Annotated in this window: 17 protein-coding genes and 1 pseudogene; 13 read left to right on the top strand and 5 right to left on the bottom strand. The window is 48.8% G+C overall.

Annotation, left to right across the window (positions count from 1 at the left end; all coding sequences use genetic code 11):
- The first annotated feature begins 26 nt into the window (after positions 1–26).
- The 9 genes from hfq to ACI955_RS07475 all read left to right on the top strand — a co-directional run bounded on the left by hfq (position 27) and on the right by ACI955_RS07475 (position 11376).
- Positions 27–284: an RNA chaperone Hfq gene (hfq, locus tag ACI955_RS07515; RefSeq protein WP_415243122.1), complete on the top strand. Its 258-nt coding sequence runs from the start codon at positions 27–29 to the stop codon at positions 282–284.
- Positions 285–313: 29 nt separating this feature from the next.
- Positions 314–1630 (top strand): ribosome rescue GTPase HflX, encoded by a 1317-nt coding sequence (hflX, locus tag ACI955_RS07510; protein WP_415243118.1) that lies wholly within the window; start codon positions 314–316, stop codon positions 1628–1630.
- Positions 1631–1734: 104 nt separating this feature from the next.
- Positions 1735–2874, top strand: coding sequence for an FtsH protease activity modulator HflK (hflK, locus tag ACI955_RS07505; RefSeq protein WP_415243117.1), 1140 nt, complete (start codon positions 1735–1737; stop codon positions 2872–2874).
- Position 2875: 1 nt separating this feature from the next.
- Positions 2876–3751, top strand: coding sequence for a protease modulator HflC (gene hflC, locus ACI955_RS07500; protein ID WP_415243116.1), 876 nt, complete (start codon positions 2876–2878; stop codon positions 3749–3751).
- Positions 3752–3872: 121 nt separating this feature from the next.
- Positions 3873–4058, top strand: a complete 186-nt coding sequence (locus ACI955_RS07495; protein WP_415243115.1) for a DUF2065 domain-containing protein — start codon at positions 3873–3875, stop codon at positions 4056–4058.
- A gap of 35 nt (positions 4059–4093) precedes the next feature.
- Complete coding sequence (locus tag ACI955_RS07490; RefSeq protein WP_415243114.1) at positions 4094–5263, top strand: ATP phosphoribosyltransferase regulatory subunit; 1170 nt, start codon at positions 4094–4096, stop codon at positions 5261–5263.
- 52 nt (positions 5264–5315) lie between these two features.
- Positions 5316–6608, top strand: coding sequence for an adenylosuccinate synthase (locus tag ACI955_RS07485; RefSeq protein WP_415243113.1), 1293 nt, complete (start codon positions 5316–5318; stop codon positions 6606–6608).
- A 307-nt stretch (positions 6609–6915) separates the two neighbouring features.
- A complete protein-coding gene (locus ACI955_RS07480) occupies positions 6916–8625 on the top strand; it encodes a hypothetical protein (protein ID WP_415243112.1) in 1710 nt (569 codons plus the stop codon).
- Between the two features lie 114 nt (positions 8626–8739).
- Positions 8740–11376, top strand: coding sequence for a TonB-dependent receptor domain-containing protein (locus ACI955_RS07475; protein WP_415243111.1), 2637 nt, complete (start codon positions 8740–8742; stop codon positions 11374–11376).
- Between the two features lie 83 nt (positions 11377–11459).
- Here ACI955_RS07475 and ACI955_RS07470 read toward each other — a convergent pair whose 3' ends face one another.
- Positions 11460–12584, bottom strand: a complete 1125-nt coding sequence (locus ACI955_RS07470; protein ID WP_415243110.1) for a tetratricopeptide repeat protein — start codon at positions 12582–12584, stop codon at positions 11460–11462.
- A gap of 621 nt (positions 12585–13205) precedes the next feature.
- Between ACI955_RS07470 and ACI955_RS07465 the strand changes: the two genes are divergently transcribed.
- Positions 13206–13370, top strand: coding sequence for a hypothetical protein (locus tag ACI955_RS07465; RefSeq protein ID WP_415243109.1), 165 nt, complete (start codon positions 13206–13208; stop codon positions 13368–13370).
- Between the two features lie 147 nt (positions 13371–13517).
- On the opposite strand, the gene ACI955_RS07460 is transcribed toward ACI955_RS07465, so the two are convergent.
- On the bottom strand, positions 13518–14495 hold the full coding sequence (locus tag ACI955_RS07460) for an NAD(P)H-dependent flavin oxidoreductase (protein ID WP_415243108.1): 978 nt from the start codon (positions 14493–14495) through the stop codon (positions 13518–13520).
- A 134-nt stretch (positions 14496–14629) separates the two neighbouring features.
- Here ACI955_RS07460 and ACI955_RS07455 point away from each other — a divergent pair, with 134 nt between their 5' ends.
- The 3 genes and pseudogenes from ACI955_RS07455 (at position 14630) to ACI955_RS07445 (ending at position 17216) form a co-directional block, all read left to right on the top strand.
- Positions 14630–15613, top strand: coding sequence for a GlxA family transcriptional regulator (locus ACI955_RS07455; protein ID WP_415243107.1), 984 nt, complete (start codon positions 14630–14632; stop codon positions 15611–15613).
- A 14-nt stretch (positions 15614–15627) separates the two neighbouring features.
- Positions 15628–15984 (top strand): annotated as a pseudogene (locus ACI955_RS07450) (acetyl-CoA C-acyltransferase); the annotation flags it as partial.
- Positions 15985–16070: 86 nt separating this feature from the next.
- Positions 16071–17216, top strand: coding sequence for an acyl-CoA dehydrogenase family protein (locus ACI955_RS07445; RefSeq protein WP_415243106.1), 1146 nt, complete (start codon positions 16071–16073; stop codon positions 17214–17216).
- 68 nt (positions 17217–17284) lie between these two features.
- Here the strand turns inward: ACI955_RS07445 and ACI955_RS07440 are convergent, their stop codons facing one another.
- The 3 genes from ACI955_RS07440 to ACI955_RS07430 all read right to left on the bottom strand — a co-directional run bounded on the left by ACI955_RS07440 (position 17285) and on the right by ACI955_RS07430 (position 21890).
- Positions 17285–18136 (bottom strand): putative RNA methyltransferase, encoded by an 852-nt coding sequence (locus ACI955_RS07440; RefSeq protein ID WP_415243105.1) that lies wholly within the window; start codon positions 18134–18136, stop codon positions 17285–17287.
- A gap of 399 nt (positions 18137–18535) precedes the next feature.
- A complete protein-coding gene (locus ACI955_RS07435; protein ID WP_415243104.1) occupies positions 18536–20005 on the bottom strand; it encodes a WS/DGAT/MGAT family O-acyltransferase in 1470 nt (489 codons plus the stop codon).
- Between the two features lie 91 nt (positions 20006–20096).
- Complete coding sequence (locus ACI955_RS07430; RefSeq protein WP_415243103.1) at positions 20097–21890, bottom strand: ABCB family ABC transporter ATP-binding protein/permease; 1794 nt, start codon at positions 21888–21890, stop codon at positions 20097–20099.
- Positions 21891–21902 lie beyond the last annotated feature (12 nt).

Below are 21902 nucleotides of genomic sequence, written 5' to 3'. Positions count from 1 at the left end.
GATTTGGGCATACAGGAGGCTACACCATGTCAAAAGGGCATAGCTTACAAGACCCTTATCTGAATATTCTTCGCAAGGAGCGTATTCCGGTATCTATTTATTTGGTCAACGGCATTAAATTGCAGGGCCAAATCGAATCATTCGACCAGTTTGTGGTGCTACTGAAAAACACCGTTAGCCAAATGGTCTATAAGCACGCTATTTCTACTGTTGTCCCTTCTCGGGTTGTTCGTTTACCGATGGCGCATCCGCCAGAAGATGACGAAGAGCAAGAAGACGGTTAACAACGGTTTCTCTAAATTGAGGTTCGTCCTTGCTATTTGAAAGACCTAAATCCGGTGAGCGCGCAGTGCTCGTTCACTTGGATTTTCACAGTGAAGACGAGCGCGAAGATTCCAACGAATTTGTGCAGCTGGTGACCTCTGCAGGGGGCGACCCAGTCGACTTTATTACTGGTTCGCGCAAGCGGCCAGATGCACGCCTATTCATTGGTACGGGCAAACTTGAAGAAATTCGCGAATCGTTAGTAGCTAATGATGGCGAGCTGGTGTTGTTTAATCACGCTCTTTCCCCTAGTCAAGAACGAAATATTGAGCGCGAGTTACAGTGCCGCGTGCTCGATCGTACCGGATTAATTCTCGATATTTTTGCTCAGCGTGCCAATACTCACGAGGGTAAATTGCAGGTCGAGCTCGCCCAATTACAGCACATGTCTACTCGCTTAGTGAGAGGGTGGACGCATCTTGAGCGCCAAAAAGGTGGAATCGGTTTGCGTGGCCCTGGCGAGAGTCAGCTGGAAACCGACCGGCGATTGTTGCGGGCGCGTATTACAGCTATTCAGGCGCGCCTACAAAAAGTACGCAGGCAGCGTGAACAGGCGCGGCGAGCACGACGACGCGCAGAGATCCCAGCCCTGTCTTTAGTTGGGTATACCAATGCGGGTAAGTCGACATTGTTCAATGTGTTGACCGCATCTAAGGTTTACGTCGCAGATCAGTTGTTTGCAACCCTAGATCCCACGGTGAGGCGCATCAAAGTCAGTGACGTGGGTCCAGTTATTTTGGCAGACACGGTCGGTTTTATACGCCATTTGCCCCATAAATTGGTAGAAGCATTCCGAGCAACCCTAGAAGAAGCGGTGATGGCAGATTTGCTGATTCACGTCATCGACTGCTCTGATCCTGAGCGACAAGACAACGTGAAGCAGGTCTTAGGGGTGTTAGCAGAAATCGGCGCTGGGGATATCCCGGTGCTTGAAGTTTATAACAAAACGGATTTGGTTAATGCCGAGCCGCGTATAGATCGTAATGATCAGGGTAAGCCAGTGCGGGTGTGGTTATCTGCCCGCGACTCTAGAGGTCTGGCGTTATTTTATCAGGCGCTAAGTGAGATTCTTGGCAATGAGATTTGTGAAACCTCCATTACCTTAAGTGCCGGACAAGGCCGTTTGCGAGGCTTACTTTATGATCTTGCTGCGGTTATGGATGAGCGGCTTGGCGACGACGGTTCGCAGTATTTACAATTGAGATTGCTGGAGTCAGATTGGCAGCGATTTTTATCAAATGAGTCGGTAAGTGAGGCGTCTTTGAATTCGATGCGTCAGGTTAGCACGCAGGAAGAATTCTGTTAAACTGCCAGTCGGATAATAGGCCGTTGGATAGTTGATTCTGTGCGATGACCAGGATGGTCGTGATAATTTCATAGTTGAACAATACGTTAACATAGGAGAGGGCTATGGCTTGGAATGAGCCGGGTGGTGGTAAAGATAACGATCCTTGGGGTGGAAAAAACCAAGGGCCGCCAGATTTGGATGAAGCACTTAAAAAGCTTCAGGAAAAGCTTGCTAGTATTTTCGGCGGAGGTAAAAAATCTAACGGCGGTGATGGTGGTGACTTCAAAATAAGCGCAAGTACGCTAGCGATAATCGCTGTGTTGGCAGTTGCTGTGTGGGGCCTGTTTGGTTTTTATCAGGTTGATCAACAAGAGCGCGCGGTCGTATTGCGACTAGGTGTGTTTCATGAAACGGTGATGCCAGGTTTACGTTGGAATCCACCGCTCGTAGATGAAGTAAATAAAGTCAACGTCACTAAAGTACGTGGTGTTACTAGTCGCGGTCAGATGTTGACCGAAGATGAAAATATTGTTGATATCTCGCTGTCTGTCCAGTACACCGTGGTTGATCCAGCTAACTTTTTGCTGAAAGTGAAAGATCCCGAACTCAGCTTGGAGCAGGCATTAGAAAGTGCCCTGCGCCATGTCGTCGGCAGCTCAAAAATGGATCAGGTTATCACCGATGGTCGCGAGCAGATTGCGGTTGATACTCAGCAGCGTTTGCAGCGATATTTGTATACCTACCAAAGTGGTATTCTTGTTGCTAAGGTTAACATTGAAGACGCTCAAGCGCCCTCGCAAGTGCAGGATGCGTTTGATGACGTAACCCGTGCCAAAGAAGACCGCGAACGTTTAAAGAATGAAGCCGAAGCTTATGCCAATGGTATTATTCCGGAAGCTCGCGGTGCTGCTCAGCGTCAGTTAGAAGAGGCGCAAGCGTATAAAGAGCAGGTTGTTGCCAGATCTGACGGTGAGGCGCAACGTTTTACAAAGCTGTTGTTAGAGTATCGCAAGTCACCTCTGGTAACGCGTGAGCGTTTGTATATAGACACGCTAGAAATGCTTTACAGTAATGCAACAAAAGTCATGGTCGATATCGACGGTGGCAATAATATGATGTACCTGCCGCTCGATAAATTGATGGATAGATCTGTCATTAGTCGCAGTGGGTCTCAAGAAGACCCGGATATTCGTGCTTTAACGGATAAAGTAGTTGAGCAGTTACGCCGCGACACGCAGACCACCCGCAGGGAGGGCCGTTAAAATGGGTAATCGTTCTTTTACCATCGTAATTTTATTGCTGGGCGCACTCGTACTAGTATTTAATTCTCTATACATCGTGCGTGAAACCGAGAGAGCGGTATTGCTTAAGTTCGGTGAAGTTGTTGACCCCGATATTAATGTGGGTCTGCATATTAAAACGCCATTCGTGCATGTGGTACGCAAGTTTGATCGTCGTATGCTTACCTTAGATGCGCCAACGCAGCGTTTTTTAACCATCGAGAAAAAGCCGCTAGACGTCGATTTTTATGCCAAATGGCGGGTAATTGATACCAAGAAGTTTTACACGGCCACCAATGGCGAGGAAGTTCGCGCCGAGGGTTTGTTGGCTCAGCGTATTAATACTGGCTTGCGAAACAAGTTTGGTGAGCGCACCTTCCACGAGGTGGTATCAGGTGAACGCGATCTGTTGATGACGGATTTGACTCGCGATCTCAATCAGATCACTACTGATGAGTTTGGTATTCAGCTAGTGGATGTCCGCGTTAAACGTATTGATTTACCTTCCCAGGTTAGTCAATCGGTATTCGACCGGATGAAGTCTGAGCGTGAGCGCGAAGCGCGTGAGCAGCGTTCGACGGGTCGCGAGCTGGCCGAGAAAATTCGGGCAACCGCAGATCGTCAGCGCACTGTTATTAGCGCAAATGCTTACCGCGATGCGCAGGTGCTGCGTGGTGAGGGTGACGCGCTTGCAGCAAATACTTATGCCGCCGCCTACAGTGCTGATGGAGAGTTCTACGCATTTGTTCGCAGCTTGGAAGCTTATCGGGCCTCCTTTAGCAATAAAGGCGACTTGCTGGTTGTCGACAGTGAAAGCGAGTTCTTCCGCTACCTGAAAAAAGGTTCAGATAAGCAGTAAGTTGTCTTCGCACTCCCCGCTACGGCTGGGTAGTGTGATACCATTATGTTATCCGGGTTGATCCGAGACCGAAACGTCTTTGGGTAGCCCGGTTTTTTTATGTTTGTGGCAGGCAAAACGCATGTGGCAGGAACTGTCAGTGGCACTCAGTCTGGTACTAATTATTGAAGGTATCTTGCCATTTTTAAGCCCAGAACGCTGGCGATTAATGGCATACCGAATGGCAGATATGGACACTCGTAATGTTCGTGTTGCCGGTATAATAAGTATGGTAGCGGGCCTCATATTATTGAGTGTGCTGCGATAAAGTCTGATAGTCGATCAAGAGAGCAAAAATCGCATATGACTTCGGTAGATCGTTGGCTACTTCCGGACGGTGTTGAGGAACTGTTGCCCGCGCAAGCGGCACAGGTAGAAGCATTGCGTCGGCAACTTTTAGACCTATACAAGCGTTGGGGTTACGAGTTAGTGATTCCGCCTATGCTGGAATACACCGAGTCCTTATTAGTTGGCCTTGGCAGTGATATTGATCTGCTGACTTTCCGGGTGACCGACCAACTTACCGGTAGAATGATGGGCTTGCGGGCAGACATGACGCCGCAGGCTGCAAGAATAGATGCCCACAGCTTGGGCCGCGATGGCCCGGTGAGGTTGTGTTACGCGGGCAGCGTGTTGCATAGCAAGCCCAAAAAGCCACTAGCGTCGCGCTCGCCTATCCAGTTGGGCGCTGAATTATACGGCGACAACAGCCCGGCTAGTGATTTAGAAATTGTTTGCCTGATGCTGGAAACCCTGCGGGTTGCTGGCCTTGATGGTATTACTTTAGATACTGGTCACGTGGCTATATATCGTGCTGTGATTAAGGCGGCCCAGCTAAATGCGGAGCAAGAAGCGCGATACTTCGACATTTTACAGCGCAAAGCCAAAACCGAGCTGCTGGTATTTGTGGCTTCGCTAGCGGTTGATGACGGCGTTGCTGGGCATCTTTTAGTATTAAATGAACTGCACGGCGGCAGCGATGTTCTGGTTAAAGGCCGGCAGGTATTCGCTGATATCCCAGATGCAATTGACGCCATTGCGAGTTTGGAGCAGTTAACTGAAACTTTGGCGCAGCGTATTCCCGATTTGAAATTTTATTTTGATCTGGCTGAATTACGTGGTTATCACTATCATACTGGCGTGGTGTTCTCGGCCTTGGTCCGTGAGCACGGTCAAGCGCTGGCGTCGGGTGGTCGATACGATGATATTGGTCAAGTGTTCGGGCGTGCGCGTCCGGCGACCGGCTTTAGTATAGATTTAAAAGCTCTACTGGGTTTGTTACCCTCATTTACTGAGGCGGCAGCGATATTTGCACCTTACGATTCAAGTCCTGCGCAGTGGCAGTTTGTACAGTCTTTGCGTGAGTCTGGTGAGAAAGTAATTTGCGGTTTACCTGGGCAGGATGCCGACGCGGCATGCGATCGGGTAGTTCGTAAAGAGAATGAGCAGTGGTGCGTAGTATCACTGCATTAATTAGGCTCGTGCTTGCGAGTCAGTGTATTCACCTTTGTCCAGAGAAGCGGATATGAGCAAGAATGTAGTGGTGCTGGGCACCCAGTGGGGCGACGAAGGCAAAGGTAAGATCGTCGATTTACTGACAGATCAGGCTAATGCTGTTGCACGTTTTCAAGGCGGCCACAATGCGGGTCATACCTTAGTTATCGGCGGCGAAAAGACGGTATTACATTTAATTCCGTCGGGTATTCTCCGCGAAGGCGTAACCTGTCTAATTGGCAATGGTGTGGTGTTAGCGCCAGATGCGCTATTAAAGGAAATGGCTGAGCTGGAAGCCAAGGGTGTCCCTGTGCGTGAGCGCCTGCGCTTGAGTCCAGCGTGTCCCTTAGTTCTGCCCTACCATGTTGCCTTAGATCAAGCGCGAGAGTTAGCGCGTGGCGAAGCAAAAATTGGTACCACGGGCCGTGGTATTGGTCCGGCCTACGAAGACAAGGTAGCGCGTCGTGGATTGCGCTTGGGCGATCTTTATAACGCGGAACGATTTGCAGTGAAGTTAAAAGAAGTGATGGAATATCACAACTTTATGCTCACGGCTTATTACAAAGTTGATGCGGTCGACTATCAAAAAACCCTTGATGACGCACTGCGTATGGCAGAAGAAATGCGCTCAATGGTCACGGATGTCACCGGTGCGTTGCACAAGTATCGCGAAGAGGGCGCAAATATTCTCTTCGAGGGCGCGCAAGGCTCTTTATTAGATATCGACCATGGAACCTATCCTTTCGTAACGTCTTCTAATACCACCGCCGGCGGAACGGCGACAGGCAGTGGTTTCGGTCCGCTGTATCTAGATTACGTATTGGGTATCACCAAGGCGTATACCACTCGGGTTGGCAGTGGTCCATTCCCCACCGAATTGTTCGACGACACCGGCGCTTACTTGGCCAAGAAAGGTCATGAGTTCGGTGCTACCACGGGTCGTGCGCGGCGCTGTGGTTGGTTTGACGGCGTTGGCTTGCGTCAAGCGGTGCGTATCAACAGCGTGACGGGTTTGTGTTTGACCAAGCTGGATGTACTGGATGGCTTAGAGACCGTTCGTATTTGTGTGGATTATAAAAATCCCGCCGGTGAGTCCATTGCGGCACCCTTCGACTGCCAAGATTACGACACCATCACCCCGATCTATGAAGATATACCGGGTTGGTCCGAATCGACTGTGGGTGCCAAATCGCTGCAGGAGTTGCCAGAAAGAGCCCGCGCCTATATTCGTCGTATTGAAGAGATCGTCGGCGTGCCTATCGATATTGTTTCTACCGGACCTGATCGAGTGGAAACCATTGTCTTGCGTCACCCTTTCGCTTGAGAAGTTAGTTAGCAAAAAAGCCGCTGATCTCAGCGGCTTTTTATATCTGCCATTCAAGAGGGCAGCTTATTCACGTCTGCTCAAATCAATACAAACTATGCCTTTGATCTGTAAGCGACATTACAGTGCTTTGCCGGCTGTTTCCTGAATATCTGCCTCAGGCTCGAATAAAATCCTGTCTTGTTGTCTTTAAAGTTGTCACATAACTGCAACATACTATTCACATATATGTCACCAACTCTCCCTACCATACCCTACATAAATTAAATCCTTGAAAATCCTTAGAGTTGGTTTGGAGATAGTTATTATGAAAAAGATTTTTGCACTAACAGCAATGTCATCTGCCTTGTTACTGGTTGCGTGTGGCGGTGGTGATATCAACTTGAGCCCCAGTACTGCTGATAATAGCGTCGATAACAGTGTTGATAACAGTGTTGATAACAGTGTTAATGGCGGTGGTGGTTCTAATCCCTGCGCATCTTACGTTAAAAACGGCATCACCTTCCAAGGCCAATCCGATTCGGGTGATTGTTTCTACCCTGCTAGCTTTGTTAGCTCAAACAACCCTATTACCGCTCCACTCATTACTTTTGGAGATATTAACGATGGCGTTCATGAGTTTGCTGACAGTCTTTTCATCGGTGAAGATATTGACGCAACTGCCGCTGGAAACGGAACCCGCATTCCACAGGAAGGCGAAGGCACCAAGCTTAATATAGACGCTGGTGTGACCATGGTATTCAAGCAGCCGACCAGCTATATCCGTATTACTCGTGGCTCACAAATTTTTGCTGAAGGCACAGCAACTGCGCCGATTATCTTTACTGCTGATGAAGATATTGATGGCACAGCGACCGAAGACGATCGCGGCCTTTGGGGTGGTTTGCAAATTAACGGCAACGGCGAAACGAATAAATGTCACGACGGCACCGCGACAGGTTCCGGCAACGGTACAGTTAGCGATTTTGCTCCTACGGCAAATAACGTCCACAACTGTAACCAAGTAGCGGAAGGTCAGCCTGCCACTTACGGCGGTAATAAGAACGACGAAAGCTCAGGTGTACTGAAATACGTGGTTGTTAAGCACGCTGGTTATGAAGTTATTGATGGCAACGAATTGAACGCGGTTACCTTAAACGCGGTAGGTAGCGGCACAACAATTAGCTATGTACAAACTTACACATCTCAAGATGATGGTTTCGAGATGTTCGGTGGTGCGGTTAACTTGGATCACATTGTTGCGGTAAACGTCGGTGACGATTCAATCGACTACTCCGAAGGCTACAAGGGTAAAATTCAATACGCTGTGGTTGTTCATACTTCTGGTGCAAACCGCTGTATCGAAGGCGATAACACCGGCGGTGGTCGCAGTGACGCCTTTACGCCAACGACCAATCTTATTATTTCTAACTTGACCTGTGTTACTTCTGACATCAAACAGGATGCCGGCGTGAACACAACGTCCAAAGGCGATTCAGAAGGTCCTTTGTTCCGCGAAGGTGCTTACTTCCAGATGTATAACTCCATTGTGACATCTAATGCCGTTGATATGGATAGTCAGGAATGTTTGGAACTGGATAACTCTGAAGGTCCGGAAACGATTAACGCGGCGAAAGAAGGTATCAGTAAGGCGAGCAGTAATGTAATCGCTTGTGAAGAAGCGACTAAAGCTAGTGGCGCAACTAAAGGTGCATTTGACCTTGTTAACTGGTTAGCTGGCGGTGGCATAAATGCCGATACTCCACCAAATGCTAACATCAATAATGTCATCATTACCGGTGCAGATATTCCCGCCCAAAGCTTAATTGTCGATGGTGTTGGTACTCGTGATTACCGCACCGCCGCAACAATTACCGATGCGAATGGCGTTGTTATTTTTGATCAAGCCACTCAGCTTACCGATGTGTCTGGTATTGACGCTTACTTTACAGCGCCAACTTATCTTGGCGGCGCAACTGCTGGTGACGACTGGTTGAATGGCTGGACTGTAGGTTTAAGCGCGCCACTTAACCCCTAAGTAATAAATGGCAATGCCCTGCTAGACAGGAAAGGCGGGTTCCGGCCCGCTGATACAGCGCTAGAACGCCCTCCACTCGTGAGGGCATTTTCCTGAGCACTTAGGATTATGATTATGCTAACTAAACGATTTGCGCGAAAGCAGCTTGCTATCGCCGTCGCTCTTGCGACTACTGGGCTTATGAGTTCGGCGATGGCACAAGATATCGCCTCAGATGACAGTGAACTATTTGCGCCGAGAGCCTTGGAAGAAGTGGTGGTGGTCGGACGTCTACAAAGCGTCGCAGCCTCATTGACCGACGAGCGTCTTGAATTACCGTACGCGGCCGATTTTCTTGGCTTTGAAGCGATATCACGGGCAGGCGATAGCACAATTGGTGCCGCCTTGCGACGTGTTACTGGTGTCACCCTAGTTGATAACAAATTCATTTATATCCGCGGTCTTGGCGAGCGCTATAGCAACGTGACCGTAAATGGCGCAGCGGTGCCGTCTCCAGATTTAGCACGTAGCGTTATACCTTTAGATTTATTCCCCGCCAGTATTGTTGAATCTTTGAAAGTTCAAAAATCATGGGGCCCGGAGTTGCCGGCAAACTTTGGTGGCGGCGCTATCGATATTCGTACCCGCAGCGTTCCCAACGGTCCAATCGCTTCTGTCAGTATTGGCACAGGTTTTAATACTGAAAGTGATAATGGCTTGACCTACCCCGATAGCGGATCTGGCGCCATGCCTGTGGCATTACAAAATGCTATTGATCGCTATAAAGGCGATCTATCGAAAAGTAATATTTTCGATATCGAGAATAACGCTGGCAATACCGTTACTCGTGACGAAGCGGACCAAATACAGCGTGGCCTCATCACATCGCTAAATAGAGATGTTGCTATTAAGCGCGGTGGTCTTGACCGCGATCGCGATATCAAGGTTGATTTAGGTAATGCCTGGGATGTTAGCGATGATATCGTTCTGGGTGCATCTATTAGTGGCGCCTATGATGACGAATACCGCAATAAAGACCAAATTAAGCGCAGTGTCGGTAATCCGGATGTTGTTAACTCTAAAACCGAAAGAACCGCATATGAAGAGCGTACGACCTTGGCCGTGGTTTTAGGCGCAGAGTACACTCAAGATCATACAGTGCAGCTTAGCCATTATATTATTCAAAATGATGTCGACGAAGCGCGTATCGCTACCAGCTTTACGGTTAATAATTCCGCCGAGCGTCCAGACTTAGACTATAGCACCCGTCTTGAAGAGCGTGAGCTTGAATTGACGCAGTTATCGGGTACCCATCGCCTAGGTGATTTCGCACCTATTAGCGAACTTGAAATGCTGAGTTTTGATTGGTTCTATTCTGATGCTACTGCAACCACGGATATTCCAAGCGGAGCGAGTTTCAGCGGTTCCTTAGATAAAAGCACTAACCCTGAAACGGCATTTATCAAACAACTTTCTACTGCGGGCCAATTTGAGTTTTTATCGCTTGAAGATACGGTAGAGAGCTGGGGCGGTCGTGTCGAACTGCCGATTGATATCGATGGTCGTGAGTTGATCGTATCGGGTGGCTGGTGGAATTCTGAGAAAGTGCGTGAATACTTCGGTTATACTGCCAATGTGGGTGCACGCTCCACTCAAGGTACGCCACAAACTGTATTTACTGATGACCGTATCAACGATCTCAATAATTTCTTTGATCTTTCAATGGGCTCTGGTTTTGGTAACGAAAGCTATGTTGCTGCTCAGAAGATTGCTGCGGTTTACGGTTCTTTAGATTTCCGCATTAGCGAAGAGTGGCGCATCACCACCGGTGCGCGTTGGGAAGAGTATCAGCAGGCGGTTTTACCGGTAAATCTTTTAGATTTTACCGGGGTATTTAACCAGAGCGTGGTCGACCAGCTGAATAATCCCGATCAGAGTTTTGCCCTTCAAGAAGATGATATCTACTCGAGCTTAGCATTGACCTACTCGGGTCTCGATTTATTGGCGGCAGAAGAGTTTCAAGTTAGGTTTAGTGTGAGTGAAACCATCGTGCGACCTGATCTTCGTGAGCTAGCTGATGTTGCTTATATTGATCCAGAGCTTAATGTTCGAGTATTTGGAAACCCCGATTTACAGTCAACACAAGTACGTAACTATGATCTGCGCGGCGAGTTTTATTATGAGGGCGGCGATAATTTTATCGTGTCTTTATTCTATAAAGACCTAACTCTCCCCATTGAGCAAGTAGAAGGTGCAGGTTCTGATGATGACACTGTACTCCGCTATTTAAATGGCGACTCTGGTAAGGTTTACGGTCTTGAGTTTGAAGGATTGAAGACATTACCTGCCGGTTTGTTCCTGTCTAGTAATGTGACTATTAGTGACTCTGAAATTACGATTAGCAATAATAATGAACTGACTAATACTGATCGTCGTCTGACCGGTCATTCTAAGTATGTTGTTAATACATCACTCGGATATGATTCTCCCGATGAGCGTCATAGTGCATCGGTGCTCTATAATATCTCTAGCGAGCGGATATTCTTTGCGGGTATCTCAGGTAATGACGATGCTTTCGAACAGCCTTTTGCCTCTATGGATGTGATTTATAATTATTATCCAACAGAGACCTTGTCTTTAAAGCTTAAGGTCTCAAACCTACTTGATTCTAAACGCGAGTTTGAGCAAAAAGGCAGTAGTGGTCAGAACGTGACTATTCTTGAGCAAGAGGTTGGCACTAGTCTTGGCCTGAGCTTTAGCTGGAAATACTAATCTCGATTACGGACGGTTATAAGCAAAGGACTTGCGAAAAAGGCGCCGAAAGGCGCCTTTTTTTTAGGCGCACAATACGGTTATTATCTTTTCAATTTAAGCTTGCTAGCTTTGTCGGAAAATTGCTGCGCGCGAATTAGTTTTCCCTGACGGTAGTAGATTAGCGAGGCAAAGCGGTAGAAGCGATGCTCCTTTTTATCAAGACGCATTGCCTGTTGCACAAGATCTAGCGCTTCATCAAATTGGCCTTTTTCGTACTCTGCTTTGGCGCGGCTGTATAGCCAGAATGGATTTTTCCCTCTAAAACTTTCCGACGCCTTCTCGAGTTCTCGGGCTTTATCTTTATCGCCTTGCTCTCGATAAAGTCGCCCAAGATTACTGATCGCTACCTGATCGTTGGCATTGAGTGTAATGGCATGACTGTAGGCGACTTCGGCGTCGACTACGCGTCCTTGGCGACGTAATAGCGTACCTAAATTCCCCCAGATGTGCCCAGCCTCAGGGTCTAAGTAAAGAGCACGCTGGAAATACAGCTGCGCTCTCTTATTATTGCCAAGATTTAGAAATTCAGCGCCACGATTATTATAGTGTTGGGCGGCGGCTTGTTCCTCGCTAACGCGATGCTGTGGGTAGTGATATTCGTAATAACCAACGCTGAGATCAACGACCTCTTTGCCATTCTTGCCAAAATCTACGACAGCGTTGATATGCTTGTAGAACACCATACTATTATCACTAATCATATCCCAGCTAGGCGGAATAGTGACTTCGTTATAGTAGACATCGAGCTTTGCTTCCCGGGCAAGTGCTATAAATAATGAGGTGAGCGATAGGCAGTTGCCAACACCTTGCTCAAATGTGTCGCTGGCATTGAGGGTAATGCCGGGATTGTAGGTAAGTCCAAGCTGAGACGGCCGCACCATGCTGTCGAGAAGGTAGCTAAGGCGGCCGCGTGGTGACAGCGCAGTTGGCACATTTTCCTCAACAAAGTGGCGCATTTCTGCACTCACAGCGAGAATATTGTCTTCGGGGTAAAGACTGATGTCGACATTGCTGTCGCCCGGCTCAGAGGACAATAGTGCGGTGATTTGCGCCGTGCTTGGAGCCTGAATCTCGAGTAATGTGGCGTCTTGAGTGTTAGTGACACTGCAGGCTGCTAGGCTGCTCAATATAGCCGCGGCCAAGAGATTTTTTGACAATATTGGCATTGCTTGTTTCTGCTTATTGGTTGAAGAAAATATTGCTGCCTATAGCTAGACGATGAGTATCTCCATCACCCTAACTATATCCTGAAAACGCCGGGGAATCTTGTGTGGGGGAAAGATATCTGGCGCTTTCTTAGGATTTTTACGACTCAACGGCTGCGTGGAATGATTGGATGGCAATAGCCTCAACCCTAGGTTTTACGGTTTAGTCCTCTTTAGGAAACGGTGTTTTTAGGTGAGTATTTTGGGTGGATAAAAGTTTAATAATCCCTTTGGCTTGCTCAAGTCATTCGCTAAATGAAGAGTGGGACGGGATTGTTTTCAGGTATACCGTTTTTTATAAAAGAATCGTATTATTGATAGCTTGCCTCATCAATATTCGGTAATTGTAAACGCTGAACCCGAGCACTCTCTAACGCCTACTCGGCGCATCTGCCAACCTTGGAGGTTGCGCGGCCGCGTCAATTCGATGGTCCTGGCGATAAATTGGCACCTGAAGAATTGTCGTTGGCGGCGGCGAATTGCTTTATGTTATCTTTCCGAACGGTGGCGTCGAGTGCATAATTAGAGTGGCAAACGATTCAATGTCCGACTGAGGGCGCACTCGATAAAGTTAAGTGCGCTATGCAAATTACAGAAATTGTGACTAAGGTGGTTGTAACTCTAGAGCATGAAGACTCTCGTTCGAAAGCTGAGAAACTACTAGCTAAAGCTGAGCAGATTTGTATTGTCAGTAATTCATTAACGGCGGCTGAGCGCTTAGAGGTAGAAATTATTATTCGCAAATAAGAAATATTTAAACCCTAATATTTCTCGAAAGTAATATGTATGCGGTTGCAATAATGACATTTTACTGAGATTAGAGTAGATTTTGAGAAGAGCGCGGCACAGGCCGTATGGCCATTGCCGCGTGACGCTTAATCAAACCTTGTGAGCTTATTTAAGTGTTGATCGAGCTTTTTGATATTCATTAATCAGTGTCGAGATTAACTCGGCAGTACTGGGAGTGTTGTCGATTGAGCCGACACCTTGGCCTGCTGACCAGATTTGCTTCCACGCGCCGCCCGCTTTGTCGCCAGAATTATTATCGGCATCCACTTCCAGCTCTTGGCCAAAGTCGATATCAGTTTTGGGCTTTAAATTGTTTGGATCCAGCCCCGCATTTTCAATGCTAGGTTTGAGGAAGTTAGCAAATACCCCCGATATATTTGGGGTGTAAACAATATCGCTGGCCTTGGAATCCACGATCATCTGCTTGTATTCCGGCTGGACTAGACTTTCTTGGGTGTTGATAAAGCGCGTTCCCATATAGGCAAGGTCGGCACCCATCATTTGCGCAGCAGCAATGTCACTGCCCTTGGATATGGCGCCTGCAAGCAACAAGGTTTTATCAAAAAACTCCCGAATCTCAGCCACTAGAGCGAAGGGGCTGAGGCTGCCTGCATGGCCGCCGGCGCCAGCACATACGGCGATAAGGCCGTCGACACCGGCATCCGCTGCTTTACGTGCGTGGCGGGGATTTATTACGTCGTGAAATACTAAGCCGCCATAGCTGTGCACAGCGTCGATAACGGACTTCACAGCGCCAAGCGAGGTGATAATCATTGGTACTTTATGCTTTACGCAAAGCGCGAGGTCAGCTTCTAGGCGGGGATTGGTTTTGTGTACGATCAAATTCACAGCAAACGGCGCGGCTTGTTTACCGGTGTCTTTCTCAAATGCTGCCAATGCGCTATTGATCGTATTGAGCCACTCTTCAAAACCAGCGCTGGTCCGCTGATTTAAGGCGGGAAATGAACCTACCATGCCGGCTTTGCAGGTTTCTATGACCAGATCAGGGCCAGAAGCTAAAAACATGGGGGCCGCAACGGCGGGTATTTGTAGTCGATTTTTCAAAAGCTCGGGTAGGGACATGGTCGCAACACTCGTTTTATAGGGCTTATGTGAAGAGCTTACTTTAGAGGCTTATGGCGCTTTATAGTAGTGTCTTTATTGACATTAAATATGCGAATAAAGACACTGGGGCGTCGTCGGAAATGGAGGAAAAGATGCCTAAAGTCTATATTGTTGCCTATGAAGACTGTTATGCGGGAAGCCTAGCAAACCCGCAGGATCTGTATTTTGTCGCCAATTCACATTGGCGTGAGCAGTATCAGCGTCGGGAGGGAGTGTTTGAATGGCAGGTATTGTCTGAGGATGGTGGTGCGGTAAAAACTGCGTCAGGCTTACGGATAGCCGCTGATGGTAGATTAAATGATTTGGCCGCTGGCAGTATTGTGGTGGTTCCTGCGATGAACTACCCTGGCGGAAAGGCATTTTCTCTCAAGCTGGCGTCTTTGCAGGGGATTATCGACTGGCTTAGTCGGCAATATGCCAATGGCTGCATTATATGCGCGCATTGCACCAGTAGCTTTGTATTGGCGGAAACAGGTTTGTTAAACGGCCTGAGTGCCACCACCAGTTGGTGGCTGGCTGAGCAGTTCCAGCGGCGTTACCCCGATATTCAGCTAAGCGCCAACAAGCTGGTAGTTGATGAGTCACGCTTACTTACCGGCGGTGCCAATGGTGCGGAAATGCTCACGGCGCTGCTGCTGGTGGAACGGTATATGGGCAAGGCAGTAGCATCACAGTGTGCTAAAACTTTGTTGGTTGATACTAACCTAACGCAGCAAGCCCCTTACTTAATACTGCCGCGTCAGCAGGAGCACAGCGATGCTTTGGTGCTTGCGGTGCAGGACAGCCTTGAAAAAAATCTAAGTGAGCCGTTTTCATTGGATAGGCTGGCTGGCCAATGTCATGTCAGTTCACGAACATTAATGCGACGCTTTAAGGAGGCGGTCGGTGATACGCCAAATAGTTATCTGCAAAATTTGCGTGTTGAGGCGGCCAAGAAATTACTGGAAAGCACTGGCTTGTCTACCGAGCTAATTATGCAGCGTATTGGTTATGCTGATATGAGTTCGTTTAATCGTTTGTTCCAGCGAAAAACTGGATTAAGTCCACGCTTATATCGAAACAAATTTGGCCATTGAACCGCTTCTTATTGGTATTGGCGATGGCCAATATGGCTGAATGCCCTACGCTAATATTGAATGGACCGGTTGCGGCGGCAGAAAAAGTGCTGACAAAAGCTGGCCTTACGGTTGCTGACATCGATTTGTTTGAGGTAAATGAGGCGTTTGCAGTCGTATTGGAGCGCTTTATCCGCAAGCTGAATATTGATCGCGATAAGATCAATGTAAATGGCGGCTCAATGACCTTGGGTCATCCTATTGGTGCAACCGGCTCTATTCTGATCGGCACTGTATTGGATGAGTTGGAACGTCGTAATTTAATGCGCGGATTAATTACTATGTGCAACGCCGGTGGCATGGCGCCAGCTATTATTATTGAGCGTATGTAAGTCAATATCATGGCAGGGAGCGTAGGGCTTACTGTCATGATGTCGCTATTTTAGTCCAAATTTAATGCTAGGCAGGGTATTTAATAATGAATTTAAATCTTTCAGAAGAGCAGCAGTTTATTCAGCAAACCGCAGCTGATTTCGCTGCTAAAGAGCTGGTACCCAACGCCGCTAAGCTGGATGAGGGAAAAGGTAAGGAAGAGTTTCTAGCTAATCTCAAACAGCTCGCTGAGCTCGGATTTATGGGTTTAAACGTCAAGGCTGATTATGGTGGTAGCGAAGCCGGCACTATCGCTTTTAGTCTGGCCATTACGGGTTTGGCGCGGGGCTGTGCATCGACTGCCGTTACGGTATCGGTGACGAATATGGTTGCCGAGGTGATTCAAGCGGTCGCTAGTGAGGAGCAGAAGAAAAATTACTTACCGAAAATTTGTTCGGGTGAATATCCCGCCGCCGGTTTCTGCCTAACAGAAGCTGGCGCGGGTTCAGATCCCTCTGGTATGAAAACCTCGGCGGTACGCGACGGCGATAGCTGGGTATTGAATGGTTCTAAAGCCTATATCACCAGTGGCGAATACGCTGGCGTATTTGTAGTGTGGGCGGTGACCGACAAAGACGCGCCACGCGGCAAAGGTATTTCGTGTTTCTTGGTTGAGCGCGATACCGCGGGTCTTACTGTTGGTCGCGCCGAAGATAAAATGGGTCAGAAAGGGTCTGCCACAAATCCGGTCTATTTTGATGACTGCCGGGTGCCGGCCTCAGCCTTGATGGGCACCATAAATCGTGGCTATCAGGTGGCTTTGGGTGAATTGGCTGGTGGCCGTATTGGCGTCGGTTCACTTGCGCTGGGCTTGGGTGAGGCGGCACTGGATTACGCCCGCGATTACGCCAAAGAGCGCCGACAATTTGGCCAACCTATTTCTAACTTTCAGGGTCTGCAGTGGATGTTGGCCGACGCCTACACCGAAATGGAGGCGGCGCGCCTATTGCTGATGCAGGCGGCGTTTACTAAGGAGAGCGGCGGTGATTTTGGCAAGCAGGCATCGATGGCAAAATTGTTCGCTACCGAAGCGGCTAACCGCGCTTGTTACACCGGCCTGCAAATTCTCGGTGGGCATGGCTATAACCGTGAATATCCTCTAGAACGCTTAGCCCGCGATGTGCGGATCACTAGTATTTATGAAGGCACCAGTGAAATCCAGCGGATGATTATTGCCCGCAGCATTCTGTAATTGCGGTTTATTAGCAGCCGGTGAATAGCTGGCTGCGTATCATCCGCTGATATTCATTGCGGCCCTGGCTAAGCCTTACTAATAACCCGAATGAATACATCAGCGCTGAGCGCAATATCCTGCAGTTGCGCGGCGCGCTCGCGGCCTTCGCGGCTGGCGCGATATAAATGGGGCGTCATCACCAGCAATTGCTCAAACTGCGCGGCGTTGAGCACGGGTGTCGTAAACTGCACATTATCACTTAGGCTGAGATGCCAATTGTCCTCAAGCGCGGCGCTAATGTCGGTGGCTGGGTTGCGGCGCACGGTTTCGTAAATGGCCTTGCGCAGTTCAATCAAATGTTCGGGGCCGGGGTCGGCCATGACAATATGGCCATTGGGTTTTAAAAGCCGTTTGAATTCGCTGTAGACTGGAAATCCAAAGGTACATAAGACAATATCTTGGCTGTGATCTGGCAGTGGTATTTGACGATTGCTGGCCACTAGGCCGTTTAGTTCGGCATTCCGACTCTTGCAGCTGCGCACCGCCCATTTTGAAATATCTAGGCCCGTCGCGGTGAGTTCGACACCACTCTTCAAAAGGTGCTCACACACCGTGTTTAGATAATAACCCTCGCCACATCCCGCGTCTAAAATCGCAAGCTGCTGTCGGCCATCGCATAGGGTGTCAACGGTATTTGCGAGTGCTTCTGCAAGTGGCTGATAAACGCCGCTGTTTAAAAAATCACGGCGCGCGGTAATCATTTCACGGCTGTCGCCGGGATCAAGGGACTTCTTGTTTTGCACCGGCAACAGATTTACATAACCCTGTTTGGCGATGTCAAAGCAGTGATTGCTTTCGCAGCGCCAAGTGTTGCCGTCTTGCAGCAGCGCACTCTGGTCTAGTGGACAGAGTAGCTGGGTGAGAGGCATTAATGGCATGGTGTTTCCGTTTGGTGGTGACGTATAGGGGCGCTAGTATGCCGTAATTTCCGATGCAGGGTGAAGCGCGGGTTTTGAATATTGAGCGATACAAGCTGAGATGAATCATCCTTTATAATTTAGGGTGTCATCGGCGATTAGTAGCTGAGCACTGCTTGGTTTCTTCGGTATCTTGACCGCTATCTTTGATCCGCGGGATAAAGTCTGCGGTAGCCTATTAGAACGCGCTGGAAATCCCAGAGTGCTTAGATGTGAATTAGTTTAGCATTGCAAATATGTTTTAAGGCGAGCTCAGCTGCAGTGCTAAGAACCTCCTTGATGGCTCGGCGATAAATTATCTAAACACCGCTATTTTCAGTTGCATGTCGGTATTTAGATAACATCGTTATGTCGCAGTTTTTACAGTGATACTTCCGCTTTAGTTTTGCTGACTTTTGGCTTTTGGGCCTCGGCGCCAAGACACGCTACTTTCAACTCCTGAAATGATTCCTCTAAACACGCTGAATAGAGATCTGGGTCAGGCAGCATTTTACGGCAGGCGGTAAATGAAATTGAAATCGTGCCGACCTTGTTCATCACCGAGCTGTAAACAATTTGGAATAGCCCTACATTAGGTAGCAATGGGCCGAAGTTGATACCGTCGACCATTTTGGCACCACAGAAATACAGTTGCTTGGTGGGGCCGGGAACATTGGTAACCACAGTGTTAAAGATAACGGCAGCTTCGGTGAGTCCGGTTGCTGAGGCTGCCCGCAGTGCCAGTGACAGCATGCCGCCGGGTAGCACATTGGTGACGTCAACAGCCATGCGAGGGCCAAGGGCCTCTGCATAGGCTTTGCTGCTCATCGAGGCATCGTGAATAGCTTTGAGTCGCTCTTTCGGGTCTTTGATATCTGAGTGTAGCGATACCGTCATAAAGCCGACCATATTGCCGCCGCTGCTTTGCTCGTCATTGCTGCGGACATCGATAGGGCAGCCCGATACCAAAGTTTTCTCCGGTAGCGCATTTTTGGCCGCAAGATATTTCCGCAAGCCACCGGAAACGATACACAGCATAGTGTCGTTGATGGTGGCGCCGGCAACGGCATTTTTAATGGCGCGGATATCTTCGAAGGCGAATGGCACGGCATCGCAGACCCGATGGGGTGAAATCTTGCCCTGAAAGAGGGTCTTTTGCTTGTCTTCGAGGGTGGCAAAATCCTGCTCTTTTTTACCGCGTTGTATGCGTCGCCATGTGGGGATGGCGCTACCTACAAGGTTCATCAATTGCATGGGTTTTCTAAGATTGTTGATCAATGCCTTGCTCAGCATATGGCCGTCGTTATATCGCTCAACAATTTTGACAGGCGCTTCGCCGACGTCGATAATTTCTGGACTGAGGTCGTGGAGGAGCGGAATAAAGCGTGCGCCGGTGGCGCCATCCATTGCCGCATGATGGACCTTGGTCATCACCGCAAAACAACCCTTTGGAAGATTGCGAACGCTATCTAGACCTTCGATAACGTACATTTCCCACAGTGGCTTGCTCATATCTAGGGGGCGAGCGTGAATGCGCGAGGCAAGAATGCAGAGTTGTCGCCAGTCGCCAGGTTTGGGCAGGGCGATATGGTGGACATGGGTTTCAATGTCGACGTTTTCTACATCTTCCCAATAGGGTTGATCTAGGCTCAGGGGCACTTTGCGGAGCCGGCGGTTAAATATTGGTGAGAGGTGGGAGCGGCTTTCCAGTAGTTGCAAAATTTGTTTAAAACGCACCAGGCCTTCGGGGGCGGTGGATTGATCATAGATGCTCATAACGCCGATGTGTTGGGGCATGCCCATATTCTCGGTGTGGATGAACATGGCGTCTTGACCAGATAGCTGTTGCATATTTTATCCTTATTATTTTTTACCGCCTAAGACTATAAGAGTCAGCGGGGGCTGGCAATCACAGCATTGGTCAAGAGCTGATAAAAGAGACCTATGTGGCTATTAAGGCCCGTTCTCGCTGTTGTAGCGACCATAGATGGGCGTACTGGCCGTTGTGGTCGAGCAGGCTGGTATGAGTGCCTTGTTCGATAATTTCGCCGTGTTCGAGCACCAAAATATGGTCGGCATCGACAATGGTGGATAAGCGGTGAGCGATCACCAGCATGGTGTGTTCGCGGGCGATGTCGCGGATAGCTTCCAAGATAAGACGCTCAGAGGCGCTGTCGAGTGATGAGGTGGCCTCGTCAAAAATCATGATGGGGGATTGCTTGAGCAAGGCTCTGGCGATGGCGACGCGTTGTTTTTCGCCACCAGATAATTTTAAGCCGCGCTCACCTACCAGCGTGTCGACGCCCTTGGGAAGGCGAGCGATGAAGTCGCTGAGGTGAGCCATGCGAATGGCTTCAAAAACATCTTCGTCGCTGGCATCAATGCGGCCGTAGCGAATGTTCTCAAGTATCGACTGATTAAACAGGACGGTGTCTTGGGGCACGATGCCGAGTGCATGTCGCAAGGAGGATTGGTCGACGGTTTTAATGTCTTGACCGTCGATCAGGATGCGACCTTCACTGGCGTCATAAAAACGGAATAGTAATTTGAGCAGGGTGGATTTACCCGCGCCACTGCTGCCGACGATAGCCACCTTTTGTTTTGCGGCCACCTTAAAGCTAATGTTATTTAAAATAGGCCGCTCGCTTTGGTAGCGAAAGCTGAGGTTTTCAATTTCGATGCGGCCTTCAGTGAGTTGCAGCTGCGGCGCATTTTCTATATCTGTGATCGTCGCCTTTTGACGCAGCAGCGCAAACATGGCTTCGATATTGGCCATAGAGCCCTTCATTTCTCGATAGACAAATCCGAGGAAATTGAGCGGCATAAAAATCTGTAGCATAAATGCGTTGATCAGAACAAAGTCGCCTAGAGTCATGCTTTTAGTGACGACTTCGTTGGCGGCTAATACCATGGCGGTGGTCATGGCGGCGGCAATAATAAGAGCTTGACCCGCATTGAGTGCGAACAGGCTAAGGCGGTTCTGGCGGCGCGCGACTTCCCAGCCTACCAGTTCTTCGTCGTAGCGATTGGCTTCGTAGTGCTCGTTGCCGAAGTATTTGACGGTTTCAAAGTTTAATAGACTGTCCACTGAACGGGTACTGCTTCGAGACTCAGCCTCGTTGGCACGGCGTATAAAGTCGGTGCGCCATTCCGTAGCAAATATTGAAAAGGCAACGTAGCAAACCACTGCAACAAACACGATGACGGCAAACCACAGACTGTAATTCCAGCCAAGTAGGCTGATAACCAAACCGATTTCGATAAACGTCGGTACGATATTAAACACCATAAATCGCAACAGGAAATTGATGCCGTTGGTGCCGCGTTCGATGTCGCGCGATAAGCCACCGGTGCGCCGATTGAGGTGGAACTCAAGATCCAGCGCATGTAGGTGTTGGAATACAGTGAGACCAACTTGGCGCATCGCGCGTTCGGTAACACGACCGAATATAGTGTCGCGTAACTCCCCAAACAGCACGTTGGCAAATCGCAGCACACCGTAAGCGATGAGCAGGGCGACAGGTAAAATTAAGATAGCCGGCTGGTCATTTTTGTCGAGCTGATCGACAATATTCTTAAGAATAAACGGCAGGCCAACACTTGCCACTTTGGCGGCAATCAAGCACATCAGTGCTAAACCGATACGTGAGCGAAACGCCATCAAATAGGGGGTCAGATCGCGGAGTGTAGCCCAGCTAACATCTTGGTTTTCGGAGTGGTAATTGCCGTGGCGCATATTTGATTTCGC

Source organism: Zhongshania sp. (assembly GCF_047636175.1).
Classification (GTDB): Bacteria; Pseudomonadota; Gammaproteobacteria; order Pseudomonadales; family Spongiibacteraceae; genus Spongiibacter.
Note: the sequence above shows the minus strand (reverse complement) of the source record. Positions and strands in the feature narration are given on the sequence as shown.

Excerpts from the sequence above, each read along its gene's own strand:
- hfq (WP_415243122.1), top strand. The coding sequence starts at position 27 with ATGTCAAAAGGGCATAGCTTACAAGACCCTTATCTGAATATTCTTCGC.
- hflK (WP_415243117.1), top strand. The coding sequence starts at position 1,735 with ATGGCTTGGAATGAGCCGGGTGGTGGTAAAGATAACGATCCTTGGGGT.
- hflC (WP_415243116.1), top strand. The coding sequence starts at position 2,876 with ATGGGTAATCGTTCTTTTACCATCGTAATTTTATTGCTGGGCGCACTC.
- ACI955_RS07495 (WP_415243115.1), top strand. The coding sequence starts at position 3,873 with ATGTGGCAGGAACTGTCAGTGGCACTCAGTCTGGTACTAATTATTGAA.
- ACI955_RS07490 (WP_415243114.1), top strand. The coding sequence starts at position 4,094 with ATGACTTCGGTAGATCGTTGGCTACTTCCGGACGGTGTTGAGGAACTG.
- ACI955_RS07485 (WP_415243113.1), top strand. The coding sequence starts at position 5,316 with ATGAGCAAGAATGTAGTGGTGCTGGGCACCCAGTGGGGCGACGAAGGC.
- ACI955_RS07480 (WP_415243112.1), top strand. The coding sequence starts at position 6,916 with ATGAAAAAGATTTTTGCACTAACAGCAATGTCATCTGCCTTGTTACTG.
- ACI955_RS07475 (WP_415243111.1), top strand. The coding sequence starts at position 8,740 with ATGCTAACTAAACGATTTGCGCGAAAGCAGCTTGCTATCGCCGTCGCT.
- ACI955_RS07470 (WP_415243110.1), bottom strand. The coding sequence starts at position 12,584 with ATGCCAATATTGTCAAAAAATCTCTTGGCCGCGGCTATATTGAGCAGC.
- ACI955_RS07465 (WP_415243109.1), top strand. The coding sequence starts at position 13,206 with ATGCAAATTACAGAAATTGTGACTAAGGTGGTTGTAACTCTAGAGCAT.
- ACI955_RS07460 (WP_415243108.1), bottom strand. The coding sequence starts at position 14,495 with ATGTCCCTACCCGAGCTTTTGAAAAATCGACTACAAATACCCGCCGTT.
- ACI955_RS07455 (WP_415243107.1), top strand. The coding sequence starts at position 14,630 with ATGCCTAAAGTCTATATTGTTGCCTATGAAGACTGTTATGCGGGAAGC.
- ACI955_RS07445 (WP_415243106.1), top strand. The coding sequence starts at position 16,071 with ATGAATTTAAATCTTTCAGAAGAGCAGCAGTTTATTCAGCAAACCGCA.
- ACI955_RS07440 (WP_415243105.1), bottom strand. The coding sequence starts at position 18,136 with ATGCCATTAATGCCTCTCACCCAGCTACTCTGTCCACTAGACCAGAGT.
- ACI955_RS07435 (WP_415243104.1), bottom strand. The coding sequence starts at position 20,005 with ATGCAACAGCTATCTGGTCAAGACGCCATGTTCATCCACACCGAGAAT.
- ACI955_RS07430 (WP_415243103.1), bottom strand. The coding sequence starts at position 21,890 with ATGCGCCACGGCAATTACCACTCCGAAAACCAAGATGTTAGCTGGGCT.